Source organism: Bacterioplanes sp. CLAM21, assembly GCF_059641015.1.
The window spans coordinates 2,788,104-2,801,517 of record NZ_CM184929.1; the positions used below are offsets into that span (position 1 = coordinate 2,788,104).

General features: G+C 52.5%; 14 protein-coding genes. 11 read left to right on the top strand and 3 right to left on the bottom strand.

What is annotated here, in order from left to right; genetic code table 11:
* Position 1: 1 nt before the first annotated feature.
* Positions 2-1,951 carry a beta-propeller domain-containing protein gene (locus AC55FS_RS12670; protein ID WP_496932622.1) on the bottom strand — a complete coding sequence of 650 codons (1,950 nt, stop codon included), beginning with the start codon at positions 1,949-1,951 and terminating at the stop codon, positions 2-4.
* A gap of 145 nt (positions 1,952-2,096) precedes the next feature.
* Here AC55FS_RS12670 and AC55FS_RS12675 point away from each other — a divergent pair, with 145 nt between their 5' ends.
* The gene (locus AC55FS_RS12675; protein WP_496932623.1) at positions 2,097-2,750 is read left to right on the top strand and encodes a hypothetical protein; all 654 of its coding nucleotides are present in this window, start codon (positions 2,097-2,099) and stop codon (positions 2,748-2,750) included.
* Positions 2,751-2,767: 17 nt separating this feature from the next.
* Here AC55FS_RS12675 and AC55FS_RS12680 read toward each other — a convergent pair whose 3' ends face one another.
* Positions 2,768-3,037, bottom strand: coding sequence for a hypothetical protein (locus AC55FS_RS12680; protein WP_496932624.1), 270 nt, complete (start codon positions 3,035-3,037; stop codon positions 2,768-2,770).
* Entirely contained in the window at positions 3,034-3,843 is an 810-nt protein-coding gene (locus AC55FS_RS12685; protein WP_496932625.1) for a DUF6502 family protein, read from the bottom strand. The genes AC55FS_RS12680 and AC55FS_RS12685 overlap by 4 nt, the downstream gene beginning before the upstream one ends.
* A gap of 177 nt (positions 3,844-4,020) precedes the next feature.
* Here AC55FS_RS12685 and trhO point away from each other — a divergent pair, with 177 nt between their 5' ends.
* The 10 genes from trhO to AC55FS_RS12735 all read left to right on the top strand — a co-directional run bounded on the left by trhO (position 4,021) and on the right by AC55FS_RS12735 (position 13,349).
* Positions 4,021-5,019: an oxygen-dependent tRNA uridine(34) hydroxylase TrhO gene (gene trhO / locus AC55FS_RS12690; RefSeq protein WP_496932626.1), complete on the top strand. Its 999-nt coding sequence runs from the start codon at positions 4,021-4,023 to the stop codon at positions 5,017-5,019.
* A 396-nt stretch (positions 5,020-5,415) separates the two neighbouring features.
* On the top strand, positions 5,416-5,997 hold the full coding sequence (rsxA, locus tag AC55FS_RS12695; protein WP_496932627.1) for an electron transport complex subunit RsxA: 582 nt from the start codon (positions 5,416-5,418) through the stop codon (positions 5,995-5,997).
* A gap of 8 nt (positions 5,998-6,005) precedes the next feature.
* Positions 6,006-6,596, top strand: a complete 591-nt coding sequence (gene rsxB / locus AC55FS_RS12700; RefSeq protein WP_496935969.1) for an electron transport complex subunit RsxB — start codon at positions 6,006-6,008, stop codon at positions 6,594-6,596.
* On the top strand, positions 6,593-8,758 hold the full coding sequence (gene rsxC / locus AC55FS_RS12705; RefSeq protein ID WP_496932628.1) for an electron transport complex subunit RsxC: 2,166 nt from the start codon (positions 6,593-6,595) through the stop codon (positions 8,756-8,758). Before rsxB ends, rsxC begins: the two co-directional genes overlap by 4 nt.
* 4 nt (positions 8,759-8,762) lie before the next feature.
* Positions 8,763-9,806, top strand: a complete 1,044-nt coding sequence (gene rsxD / locus AC55FS_RS12710) for an electron transport complex subunit RsxD (protein ID WP_496932629.1) — start codon at positions 8,763-8,765, stop codon at positions 9,804-9,806.
* Position 9,807: 1 nt separating this feature from the next.
* Positions 9,808-10,464, top strand: a complete 657-nt coding sequence (rsxG, locus tag AC55FS_RS12715; protein WP_496932630.1) for an electron transport complex subunit RsxG — start codon at positions 9,808-9,810, stop codon at positions 10,462-10,464.
* Complete coding sequence (locus AC55FS_RS12720; protein ID WP_496932631.1) at positions 10,454-11,167, top strand: electron transport complex subunit E; 714 nt, start codon at positions 10,454-10,456, stop codon at positions 11,165-11,167. Before rsxG ends, AC55FS_RS12720 begins: the two co-directional genes overlap by 11 nt.
* Positions 11,168-11,503: 336 nt before the next feature.
* On the top strand, positions 11,504-12,220 hold the full coding sequence (locus AC55FS_RS12725) for a pirin family protein (protein ID WP_496932632.1): 717 nt from the start codon (positions 11,504-11,506) through the stop codon (positions 12,218-12,220).
* Between the two features lie 107 nt (positions 12,221-12,327).
* Positions 12,328-12,684, top strand: coding sequence for a hypothetical protein (locus AC55FS_RS12730; RefSeq protein ID WP_496932633.1), 357 nt, complete (start codon positions 12,328-12,330; stop codon positions 12,682-12,684).
* Complete coding sequence (locus tag AC55FS_RS12735; RefSeq protein WP_496932634.1) at positions 12,681-13,349, top strand: glutathione S-transferase; 669 nt, start codon at positions 12,681-12,683, stop codon at positions 13,347-13,349. The genes AC55FS_RS12730 and AC55FS_RS12735 overlap by 4 nt, the downstream gene beginning before the upstream one ends.
* The last annotated feature ends 65 nt before the right edge of the window (positions 13,350-13,414 follow it).

Consider the following 13,414-nt stretch of genomic DNA (forward strand, 5'->3'; position numbering starts at 1 on the left):
TTTATTGTTGCCACTGCAGCAAGGTTTTTGATGTGACGTTACCATCATTAATCAAGTGCAGCCCGTCGTTATGCAACGGTACTCGGGTATACATGCCTCCCCACTGACTGTCGGTGCGAAAATCATTATCGACCTGAACCTGCATCTGCTGTTGTACTTTATTTATGTCCACCACATGCAGTTTATTCGTGATGCTGTAGTCCTGACCATAATCGCGCCAAGTAAAGGCCATGCGCGTGGCATCGCCCACCTCAAGGAAGCTAATAGCACGATGATTCCAAAAGGCATCCGATGACGACCATTCTGCGCCCAAACTGTAGGATTGCAGCTCTACCGGTGACGTTGGGTCAACCGTACTGAATAAGCTCACTTTAAGACCAGTAATGCGACCTTCATCGTCGGCACTGTGACCTAAGCCAAGCAGCAGCTCATCGTTAATAGGATGCAGATATTCGGAAAAGCCATTGATTTCCAGCTCTCCTTCAATAAACGGATCGGCCGGGTCAGATAAATTAATCACATACAAAGGATCGGTCCGTTCAAAAGTAACGACATAAGCTTTATCACCACGATAACGAACCGACTTCACTTCTTCACCCGGCTTACCAATGGCAGCCGTACGTTGTTCGTTTGGTAACACTGCCACTTGCTCGAAGCCACCCTGACCATCGGCTTTCAACACATACAGTCTGTGATCTGGCCCAGATGGTTCGGTGTCGGTGGTGGTATCGGGCTCTGTCGACACCGTGCCATCGTCTTCCATGACAGGTTCAGGCAAGCCAATCCAAAAATCATCCATGCTACTGGTCACGACTCGCAAGTAACCGTCTTTTTCACTTAACCGGAAACTCGGCATCGACCAGCCCAAATTGCCAGCCACTTTACCCGTTGCGACGCGCTCGAAACTATCGAGATCATACTGGTCGATGCGCGTTTCACCGCCATACCAACCACCGGTAAGGAAAAATGCATCGGCGGAGGCATAAACCCCATCAATACGACCACTGGCGCACTGACTTTGCCAGTTTTGAGGGTTTTTTAAATCCACTTTAGTAATGGCAACAATGCTTGGATAACCACCTTGATCATCCTGATCTGGCAGATAACACTCGCCATCTTCAAACAGTTTTCCAGCTTCCTTACCATTAACCCAGTAGCGTGGCAGCAGATCAGCGAGCGGGGTCTCTTCTATACGCTGCTGCCAATCAGACTCACTGACATCGTCGTAATAAGGCACGGCAATAGACGGCGAGAACTTACTCACCATATAGAGCGTGTCACCGATACGCCGGCTGCTGACCAAATACCCTTCAATACTCAAATCAGTAACCAACTCAGGTTGATTTGGGTCTTCCAGATCAAAGACCGCTATCGATGTACTTTGATGCTGCCCGAAAAATGGCTCACTGACATCATCGGCGGCAAAATCGCTCACTATAGTGGTGGCTGCTGCAGAAGAAGCCCCCATGGTTGGCGCATCACCGTGAGTGATGGTCACCAGCGCCTCATCGACCAAATATAATCCTTCTACACCCCACGTGTTATTTGGCAAAGGCACGCTGTTCTTTTGCTCATTGGAAATAGGGTCAGCACTAACCTGATAGACCTCAATTGACGCCGACAATGAGACATCATTGTCATAACTGCGAGGCTTGTAAGCGTACAGGTAGTCACCGTTCATCTTGACCAGATCGGCTTCATCCACCCCTGCTTCTTGCGTATTGGTCTCGGAAAATCCTGGCTCGGCGCTATCACCAGCATCGGCAGTGGGCTGTTCGATGCTGTCCTCATAGTCGTAGTTACGACCCTCAATAAAGCCTTGCTTTAAATATCGCTCCAGACTGCCTTGCTCGCTGACCGGTGTTTTATCGCTGCTGCTATTTCCACCACAAGCACTGATCGCTGCAGCCAAAACAGCCAACGCCAGCGGGCGATAGCTCAAACTGTTCATATCCGTATCTCCTTATTGTTTCAGGGCAACCCCATCGAGCCCTCAGTATACGTGGGATTTTTTCCCACGAAAGCCTAAAGTTTGTAAAGTTGATGTAGATAAGGTCATACTCAGACACCTTTTAATCACCACCGCACGGAAAACGATGAAGCAGCTAGCAGTGTTAGTGAGCTTGATAGGCTTGACTGGGCCAGGTTATGGACTGGAAATCAGCACTGGCTTGCATGCGGGTTCATCCAGCGACATCGACGACGGTCAATGGCAGCAACTGAGCATCAGTGCCAGCCAACGCTGGCAGCAATGGCGTGGACAAATCAGCAGTGGCTTATTACAGCGCCAGCAAGATGAAGGTAAACAAAGAGGGATGGCCGACGCTTGGATCAATCTTGAATACATGACCCAGCCCTGGTTACAACACCGCTGGCAACTGCGCGGTCGCTACAAAGTGGCAACCGCCAATGAGCAAAAAGGACTGGGGACAGGCGCCGACGAGCAAGAATTAAGGCTGCGCGCCATGCGCACGATAGGTTCTTATTGGCTGTGGTATCAAGCGGGTTATCGCTGGCGCTCATCCAGCGAGCGCTATCAAATGATCGATGGCGGATTATGGGGAGTTGGCTTGTACCGACAACCCTTTAGCCTAATTTATAGTGGCCGCCAAGCCAGCCAGTCGAGACAAAGCCAGCGCCACTATTTAACGGCCTCCTGGCAAATCAAGACTCAAGATATGCGTTTTACCCCTTATTTGCAGCTGGGTAACAACGGCAGCCGCGCGGCTGGCATTAGCCTGCGCTTTTAACCGGCGCAGGCACAACATTAATCCCTTGGTTCCTCTGGCGGCTCAACGACGTCGGGTGCCTCGGTCATGTCACCGTCGGAAATGCCAGCGTCCACTTCCGGGGTATCCAGCACATCCATCGTTTCAGGAATCTCTGGCAGCTCTGGAATATCCGGTGTTTCGAGCATGTCGCTGTCCTGCGGAATTGGCTGCTGCTGCCCAGTCCCACCAATGCCTTCAATATCATCACCGGCATATACCAACAACGGCAGCATCATTAGTGCACAGTGCATCAACCTTAACGTCATGATGTTTGCTTCCCTTTTTGTTTTTCCTGCAGGGCAAAATACGCTCCTGCATTAATCCGATACTCGCCAGGATCGCTGTCTTTTAACCGCAACGCCTCCTGATTAATCCGCTTTAACACCTCACTCGCCTGCTGGCGATACAACTCATGCAATTGCTGAGCAGCCTGCTCAGATAAACCACCGTAATACACACTGCGCTCCAGCATGGGTGATTCGGCCTGAATATTTTCTGCTGCTACCTGCAAATGGTCCGCCACATTGCGTCCCAAAAAGAACAGCAACTCTTGTTCGCCAGAGCGCGGAATAAAAGCTTCTTGTTTCAACGCCAGTAAGCCATCGTCAAATTGATGCACCACACCCAGCGCCAACCATTCATCCAGCACAGCTCTGGGCCTGATATCACCATGAACAACCGCTTCAACTAGCTGTTCAAAACTCGGCTTCCCGGCTTCTGCTTTCAGCGGCAGCCGTACCGGCTGGCCTTTGTTTTGGTAACCCGGAGCACTGAGCCAGTAAGCCACCATTTGTCCGCCCATCGAAACCGACACAGGCGCATGGGAATCCTCACCATCGGTTTCAGTACGCAAGCGGCGTACGTCTTTACGGTGCACCCCAGTCAACAAGCTAATGCGACTGTCTGTCTGGGCTTTATCAGGCAACGCAAAGTCCTGCTCGGCCACCTCTACGTACACCTGCTTTAGCAAAGGTAAGAGTGCCGAGTATGTCACTTGGTAGCGCAACAGTAAGCGCACCAGTGGTGTTAAAATGCGCCGTACTGCATTTACGGCATAGGGATGACTGGTCATGATACTCATAGCCCCAGTATGAGCCCTGTGGGAAAAAATTCCACCCGATTTATGTAAGGTCTTTGTCGACTGACCTCTGTCAGTCGGCGGCAGTTTTGTTAGAATACGCGCCGCCTAAATGGCGATTGAACTTAACACCGCACCGGATTTACGCTCCGGCTAGCCAGGAAAAAACCTATGCAACCAACATCACCGGCACCCTTTGTCGTTTGCGCCCTGTACAAATTCGTCACTTTGGAAAACTTCCAACAGTTACGCCAACCACTGCTCGACATGATGCTTAAGCACAATGTTAAAGGCACGCTATTGCTGGCCCAAGAAGGCATCAATGGCACGGTGGCAGGCAGCCGCGAAGGCATAGACGCAGTGCTTGCACACCTACGCCAAGATGAGCGCTTAACCGACATAGGCTACAAAGAATCCTACGATGATGAGCAACCGTTTTACCGCACCAAGGTGAAACTGAAAAAAGAAATCGTCACCATGGGCGTCGAAGGCATCGACCCTAAACGCGTTGTTGGCACCTACGTCAAACCACAAGATTGGAATGCACTGATATCCGACCCGGATGTAGTTCTGGTTGACACCCGTAACGACTACGAAGTCGGCATCGGTACCTTTAAAGGGGCGATTGACCCGAATACCAAAACCTTTCGTGAATTTCCTCAGTACGTTAAGGACAATCTAAACCCTGAGCAGCACAAAAAAGTCGCCATGTTCTGCACCGGTGGCATTCGCTGTGAGAAGTCGACCGCGTATTTGAAAGAGCAAGGCTTTGATGAGGTTTACCACCTGGAAGGCGGCATCCTCAAATACCTGGAGGAAGTGCCACAGGAAGAATCTCTGTGGCAAGGTGAATGCTTTGTGTTTGATAACCGCGTAACGGTCAATCATCAGCTAGAAAAAGGCGAATTTGACCAGTGTCACGCCTGTCGCCGCCCGATTACCGAAGCCGACAAAGAGTCGGAGCATTATGTTGCTGGAGTCAGCTGTCACCACTGCATTGACGAATACTCTGAAGAGCAGCGCGAGCGCTTTCGCCAACGTGAGCTGCAAATGCAATTAGCGCGTCAGCGCGGTGAAGACCACCTCGGCACCGATCTAAATCAAGTCATTGAAAAACGCCGACAAGAAAAGCTGGCGCTCAAAGAAGCGCAACGTAAAGCAGAGCAATAAGCGGCTGATTATGCCCGGACACTATCCGGGCAGACTGCGCGGTCATTGACTGGCGTCAGCGCCCGACCTGCTGGCGTAGCTACACTAGGGCCTGTTAACACTATTTGGCTCTTCGCTGCTGGGCGTCAGTTTTTCTTGAGTGAGGCATGAGGAGTGGTGTTTAACTGGTAAACATCACTCTTCGCACCTTAATTGAGGGGTTTTCAGCTCATAACTGCGTGATTGAAATAGTGTTAACTGCCCTATCCAGGGCGTTAGACGCTATGCATACAGCTGTTATTCCAAAAAGACATTAAAAGTAGCTCTGCCTATATTGTCTGACATATTCAATCTTTGGGATAATGCGCACCCTTTTTACTGGCCACTTAGGTCACAGCGTTCGGGGCAAGTCAGGCCATGACAGAGTATTTGCTCATACTCATCAGCACCATATTGGTGAACAATTTCGTACTGGTACAGTTTCTCGGGCTTTGTCCCTTTATGGGCGTGTCCAACAAGCTGGAGACTGCCATCGGCATGGGTGCCGCCACCACCTTCGTGCTGACACTGGCATCCGTCTGCAGCTATCTGGTGCATACTTACCTGCTGGTGCCGTTACAGCTTGAATACTTAAAAACCATCAGTTTTATCATGGTAATTGCTGTGGTCGTTGGCTTTACCGAGATGGCGATCCGCAAGAGCAGCCCGCTGTTGTATCGCGTTTTAGGTATCTTTTTACCGCTGATCACCACCAACTGCGCGGTACTTGGCGTGGCGCTGCTGAATACCAAACGTGAGCACGGTTTTGTCGAATCGATTCTGTACGGTTTTGGCGCCGCCGTCGGCTTTTCTCTGGTGATGGTATTGTTTGCCGCCATGCGTGAGCGCATCGCCGTGGCTGACGTACCTAAGCCCTTTCAAGGCTCAGCCATCGCCATGCTTACCGCTGGCCTGATGTCACTGGCCTTTATGGGCTTTACCGGCTTGGTGAGCATCTGATGACGACCATGACCGCCATTGTTATTGCCATTTTTGTTGTGGTTGTTTTGGCCGCCTTGTTTGGTGCATTGCTGGGCTTTGCTTCCGTCCGTTTTAAAGTCGAAGGCAACCCCATCGTCGACCAAATCAACCAGTTGCTACCGCAAACTCAATGTGGCCAGTGCGGCTACCCCGGTTGTAAACCCTATGCCGAAGCCATTGCTGAAGGCGATAAAATCAACAAGTGTCCGCCCGGCGGCGAAGGTACGATTCAATCCTTGGCCGACCTGCTAGGCGTGGAGCCCGAGCCTCTGGATGCCGAGCACGGCGCCGAAAAAGACGTGCCAACGGTGGCCTATATTCGCGAAGATGAATGCATTGGCTGTACCAAGTGCATTCAGGCTTGTCCGGTTGACGCCATTCTAGGTGCCGCCAAACAAATGCATACCGTGATTGTTGATGAGTGTACCGGCTGTGACCTGTGCGTAGAGCCCTGCCCTGTAGATTGTATTGATATGATTCCCGTTGCCCAGGATACCAGCAGTTGGTATTGGCAAGCGCCTACCCGAGGTGTTGAACTGATCGCCAGTGACCGTCGCCCAGCAGGAGGGCCTTTATGACCCACCTGATCCGGCTGCATGACTTTCATGGCGGCATTCACCCAACCGAAAACAAACACCAGTCCACCACTCGTGCCATCGCCAGTAGCGGCCTGCCCCAGCAACTGATCCTGCCCTTGCATCAGCATATTGGCGCCGCCGCTGTGGCAGAGGTCGACGTCGGCGATCGTGTGCTGAAGGGACAGCGCATCGCCAGCGCCGATGGCAAGATCAGCGTGCCGCTGCATGCGCCAACCTCTGGCACCATCACTGCCATTGAAGAACGCCCGGTACCCCATGCCTCAGGGTTAAACGAGCTGTGCATCGTTTTAACACCCGACGGCCAAGACACATGGTGCGAACACCCCAGTTTACTTGAACAGCTGCAGCTAACCGATATCAGCGATATCGAACCCAAGCAGCTGGTCGACTTTATCAGCACTATGGGCATTGCCGGCATGGGCGGCGCGGGCTTTCCTACCGCGGCCAAGCTGCAAACCCGCCAGTTCCCGATTCATACCTTGATCATCAATGGCGCTGAGTGTGAGCCCTACATCACTGCCGACGATATGCTGATGCGCGAGCGCGCCACCGAAGTAGTGCTGGGCGCACGCACCTTGCAGCACATAGTGGCCAGTGAACGCTGCTTGATTGCCGTCGAAGACAACAAACCCGAGGCCATCAACGCGCTGGAGCTCGCGCTAACAGAGCAGAATCTACAGCATCTGCTCGATTTGGTGGTGATTCCCACCAAATACCCTTCGGGCGGTGAAAAACAGCTGATTCAGATTCTCACTGGTGAGGAAGTCCCAGTGGGCGGTATTCCAGCCCAGATTGGCATCGTCTGTCAGAACGTCGGCACCGCCAGTGCCGTCTATCGTGCGGTGTACCACGGCGAGCCGCTGATCAGTCGTATTACCACTGTGACGGGGTATGCCTGCAGCCAACCAGGCAACTGGGACACTCTAATCGGCACGCCGGTCAGTCACTTACTGAGCCTTAGTGGCTATCAGCCCGCCAAACGTGAGCGGGTGATTATGGGCGGCCCGATGATGGGCTTTGCACTGCCACATACCGATTTGCCGGTGGTGAAAACCAGCAACTGCTTACTGGCGCCCAGCGAAAAAGAACTACCGCCCAACGATATTGCCATGGCCTGCATTCGCTGTGGCCAGTGTGCCGATGCTTGCCCGGCACAGCTGTTGCCGCAACAGCTGTATTGGTTCAGTAAGGCGGAAGAATTCGACAAAGCCGAGCAACATAATCTATTTGATTGCATCGAGTGTGGCGCTTGCTCTTACGTTTGCCCCAGTCATATCCCGCTGGTGCAGTACTATCGGTTTGCCAAAGGTGCCATTCGCGAAGAGCGCGCTGCCCAAGCCAAGTCTGAGCGCGCCAAAGAGCGCTTTGAAAACCGCCTGGCCAGGCAACAACGCGAGCAGGAAGAAAAAGAAGCTAAGCGCAAAGCCCGCGCCGAAGCGGCGGCCAAAGCCAAGCGAGAGGCCAGTGACCAGACCAGCTCAGCGCCTGCTGCCGCCAGCGACAGTAATGCCGAGCTAGATAAGCTCAGCAAGCAGCTTGAGGCCGCTAAAAGTGCACAAGCCAAGACCCAAGATAAGCTGGATGCCGCCAAGGCCGACGACATGCTGGCCGATAAGGTTCCAGCCCTCGAGGCCGCATTAGAAAAGACCCAGACCAAAATCAAAGACATTGCCCAGCAGATGGCCGCGCTGAAAAAAGCCGCAAAAGCCACCACGACTGGCGTCGATCATGACAAAGGTGATCCGAATAGCCCGGAGCGGCTAAAACGCAAATGGGAAACCGCACAAACGCGGCTGCAAACCGCCCAGCAACGCTTGCTCGAAGCACAGCAGCAAGGTTTGGATAGCGTCAGCGCGTTACAGGCCGGCGTCGACAAGCAGCAGGCTCGGGTAGAAGAAGCCAAAGCGGCCTACGATAATGCCGTGCAAAGCCCAACGGCTGGTGCAGCAGATATCGATATCTCCGCTTTGCAGAAAAAAATCCTCGCCCAGCAAGACCGCTTGGCCAAAGCCCAAGAGCGTCTGCAAATGGCCCAAGCCGAGCAACTGGATACTGTGCCAGCGCTGAGCAAGGCGGTGGCAAAGCAGCAAGACAAACTGACTCAATTGCAGCAGCAGCTGCAGCAAGCCGAAGGAGCCTGAGGCCGTGTTGACCCTGTCATCTCCCCATACCCACGGCAGCAACAGCACCAGCAAGGTGATGTTGACGGTGATTCTGGCCACTCTGCCGGGCTTTGTCGTTACCACTTGGTTGTTTGGCTACGGCACCTTAGTCAATGTACTGCTAGCCACAGCCAGTGCCTTAATCAGCGAAGCGCTGGTATTAAAGGCGCGCAGGCGGCCAGTGGGCTTTTTCCTGCGTGACTACAGCGCCGCCCTCACCGGCGTGTTGTTAGGCCTGGCACTGCCGCCTTTAGCGCCCTGGTGGATCACGGTGCTGGCCAGCGCTTTTGCGGTGATATTTGCCAAACAATTATATGGTGGTATGGGCAATAACCCCTTTAACCCAGCCATGGTCGGCTATGCCTTGGTTCTGGTGTCGTTTCCACTGCAAATGACCACCACCTGGGCTACCCCACTCGCCGTCGATGCCAGCACTGTGCCTGGTTTTACAGATTCATTGGCGGTTATTTTTGCCGGCGTTAGCCCGGATGCGTTTAGCAGCGCCACCCCTCTCGACAGTTATAAACACATGATCGGCTCACAAACGGCCGGTGAAGTATTAAAAAGCCCCATTTTTAACGGCTGGCTTAATGGCGGTTGGGAGTGGGTCAACCTTGCCTATCTGTTGGGCGGATTGGTGTTAATCTGGCGCAAAGTCATCAGCTGGCATATTCCAACGGCGATGCTGGCGGGCTTGTCGCTGTGCTCACTGTTGTTTGGTTGGGACGAGGACATGTATGCACCACTGTCGCTGCAACTGCTCAGTGGCGCCACCATGCTGGGGGCATTTTTCATCGCTACCGACCCGGTATCCGCCGCCACGACACCACGAGGCAAGCTCATCTATGGCGCTGGCATCGGCATTCTGCTGTACATCATTCGGGCCTATGGCGCTTACCCCGATGCCGTCGCTTTTGCCGTGTTATTGATGAATTTTGCCGCGCCCTTTATCGATGCTTACACCCAGCCACGCAGCTACGGCCACCAGGCAGCACGCCGTGGCTTAATTGCCAAGAGCGAGAAATAACATGCAACCGTTATTGCCCGCCATTCGTCGTAACGCCATTGGCCTGGCATTGTTTGCCATGGTGACCGCCGGTGCCATTGCCGTCACCCAAGCCCTGACCAAAGAGCGCATCGCGCGCAATGTGTTAGCGGCCGAAGCCAAGGCGCTGAATCTGATCGTTCCAAAAGAACATTACGACAACGATTTATTAACCGACATCATCCAACTGGATGATCGCTTTAACCTCAGCCTGTTAGGCCCCATTGATGAGCACGCCCAGGCGCATGTAGCGCGCCGCGACGGCAAAGTCAGCAGTGTAATTTTGCCAGTTACAGCTCCAGATGGTTATACCACCCACATTCGTTTATTGGTGGGCATTGATGCCAACGGCCAGATAGTGGGGGTGCGCACCGTTGAGCATAAAGAAACGCCAGGGCTGGGTGACAAAGTGGATCATCGTAAATCGGACTGGATACTGGGCTTTAACCACACGTCATTAAGCCAAGACATTCACTGGGCCGTTAAAAAAGACGGCGGCGATTTTGATCAATTTACCGGTGCCACTATTACCCCCAGAGCGGTGGTCGCCGCCGTTGAGCGGGCGTTACAGTTCTTTCAACAACATCAAGCCAGCTTGCTAAATCCGGGCCCAGCTCAAGGAGATACCAATGAGCACTAACACACTGCGCAGCATCAGCCTGGATGGTTTGTGGTTTAACAACCCGGCACTAGTGCAACTGTTAGGCCTGTGTCCGCTACTGGCCGTTACCGGTTCCGTGGTCAACGCCTTAGGCTTGGGTTTGGCGACTATGATGGTGTTGGTCGGCTCTAATGTGTCCGTCTCTTTAATCCGCAACCATGTATCCGATGCGGTGCGCTTACCCGCCTTCGTCATGATCATCGCCTCCTTTGTGACCGTGGCCGAATTAGTGATGCAAGCCTTTACCTACGACCTGTACGAGGTGCTGGGTATCTTTATTCCGTTGATCGTCACCAACTGCGCCATCCTCGGCCGCGCAGACGCCTTTGCCTGCAAAAATCCGATCCTGCCCTCAGCCGTTGACGGTTTTATGATGGCACTGGGCTTTACTCTGGTTTTGGTGATATTAGGAGCCATGCGTGAAGTGCTCGGCCAAGGCGTCATTTTTTCTGATATGCAGCTGTTATTTGGGCCTGCGGCCGTCCAGTGGAAAATAGAGCTGGTGCAAGACTACCCAGATTTCTTATTTGCCATCCTCCCTCCGGGCGCCTTTGTTGCCATGGGACTGCTGATCGCACTAAAAAATATTATTGATGAGCGCCTTAAAGCTCGACTGGAAGCGCAAAAAGCGCCCGTCGAAGTCGGCAGCAAACGCGTTCGAGTCACTGGCAAAATCAGCTAGTCGCTGATGCCCTATTAACATCCTCGATTGCCTGGTCGTTTTTGTCGTTCCATAAGGAATCAAACGACCCTTATTACCACAAGGCCAGGCCGTCGCGATGCCCTCGTATAGCCCGAAAACACACACCGCCCGCTAGACCTGGCCTTTTAAGATGGATGGTACCCTCTTATCAGCAGAGCTGTGTTGTTTTAAACGAGCCCCGAACACATCGATTTTATCGAAAGATAGTTGCGTTTTTTTACGATTTTTATTCGATGCCACCGATCCTATGATGCAAACATAGCCATCAGCGGGCTGGCACCTCATTGCCGCCAGCCCTGTTTAGGGAGACTGCGTATGCACTATATTCGTCGCCACCATCAACGTGGCCATGCCAACTTTGGCTGGCTCGACAGTCGCCATAGTTTTTCCTTTGGCCAATATTATGATCCCGCCCATCTGGGCTTTGCTAACCTGCGCGTCATTAATGACGACCGGGTAGCGCCCGGCGCGGGCTTCGACACCCACGGCCATCGAGATATGGAAATCATTTCTTACATCACCTCGGGCACCATCGAACACAAAGACAGCATGGGGCATGGCTATTTGATTCCGGCAGGCGATGTACAACTGATGAGCGCCGGCAGCGGTGTCACTCACAGCGAATACAATCATCATACTGATCGTGAGCTGACCTTTTTACAGATTTGGATTGAGCCGAATCGCACCGGTATTGCACCTAACTATCAGCAAATGGCGGTGACGGCCCATGGCAAGCTCACACCGTTGGCAACACCAGACGGTGTTGATGGATCCTTAACCATACAGGCTGACGCCAGCCTTTATCGTTTAGACCTTGAGCCAGGACAGCGTGTGACGATCGAACGTCAGGGCCGCAGCGGCTATGTGCATCTGTTGCAAGGTGAGCTTGAAGCAACATCGACGCAGGGTACTGTGACACTGTCGCCAGGCGATGGTGCCGGAAGCCCAGATATCAGCAAGGTCGAGTTGAAAGCGACGCACCAGGCTGCCCAGGCACTGTGGTTTGACCTAGCGCCGATACACGCGGACTAAACGACACCAACCAGGGCGCGAGCGCAACGCTCTATTGCTCCCTGGCCACTTCTCGTTATGTCGCCACTGGTGCATACTGCGCACTGACAGAGTCACACGGAAAGCTCATGGACAGTGCTCGCTACGTCACTTTGTGGCGCTTTATGCTGGTGTTTCAATCTGGGGCCGTCACCTTACTGGCGCTGCTGGCGTTATCTCTGCTAGCGCTGATGGAGTTCTACAGCAATCACGATGATTTAAAAGTTCTGGGCTGGATTCTGGCCTATTCCCCGCTTATTTTACTGCTCACCATTGCTTGGCCAATTTGGCAGTTATCATTATTTAATCGCGGTCGTTATTGGCACCCGGTATTGCTCATTTGGTGGCTGCTGCAATTGTTGTTTATTCCTCTCGGGACCATCTCTGCAGTGGTTCAAATGATTTGTTTGGTTCATCTAAATACCCATAAAAAGGAGTCTACATGATTGTCTTGCACCATTTAGAACATTCGCGTTCGCAGCGCATACTGTGGTTACTGGAAGAACTGGGCGTCGAATACGAAATCAAGCGTTATGAGCGTAACAAGGACACTTATCTAGCACCACAAAGCCTGAAAAAGATTCATCCTTTAGGCAAATCACCTGTCATTACGGATGGACAGCAGACCATTGCGGAATCCGGTTTAATTGTTGAGTATCTGATTCGCCGCTACGGCCGCGAGCGCTTTATGCCGGCAGAAGACACAGATCAATATTGGAATTATTTGTATTGGATGCATTATGCCGAAGGTAGTTTAATGCCATTAATGGTGATGTCACTGATTTTCACCCGCATAGAAACAGCTCCAATGCCATTTTTTGTTAAACCTATCGCCAAAGGCATAGTGAACAAGGTACGAAGCGGTTTTATCCGTCCCAATGTTGATACTCATATGCAACATATAGAACAGCATTTAAGCCAGCACCATTGGTTTATTGGCGAGCAATTAACCGGCGCCGACATTCAAATGATCTTTCCGCTAGAAGCAGCCTTAAATCGCGGCGTAGATGCCGCTAAGTACCCAAATATTCAGCGCTTTGTCGACCAGGTTCATGCTCTGCCGAGCTACCAGCAAGCCCTAAAACAAGGCGGCCCTTACGCCTACGCCTGATAAATGCCACTAGGCAGCCATCAAATCATGGCTGCCTAAGGCCTGTAAACTAAACAATGTTCAAT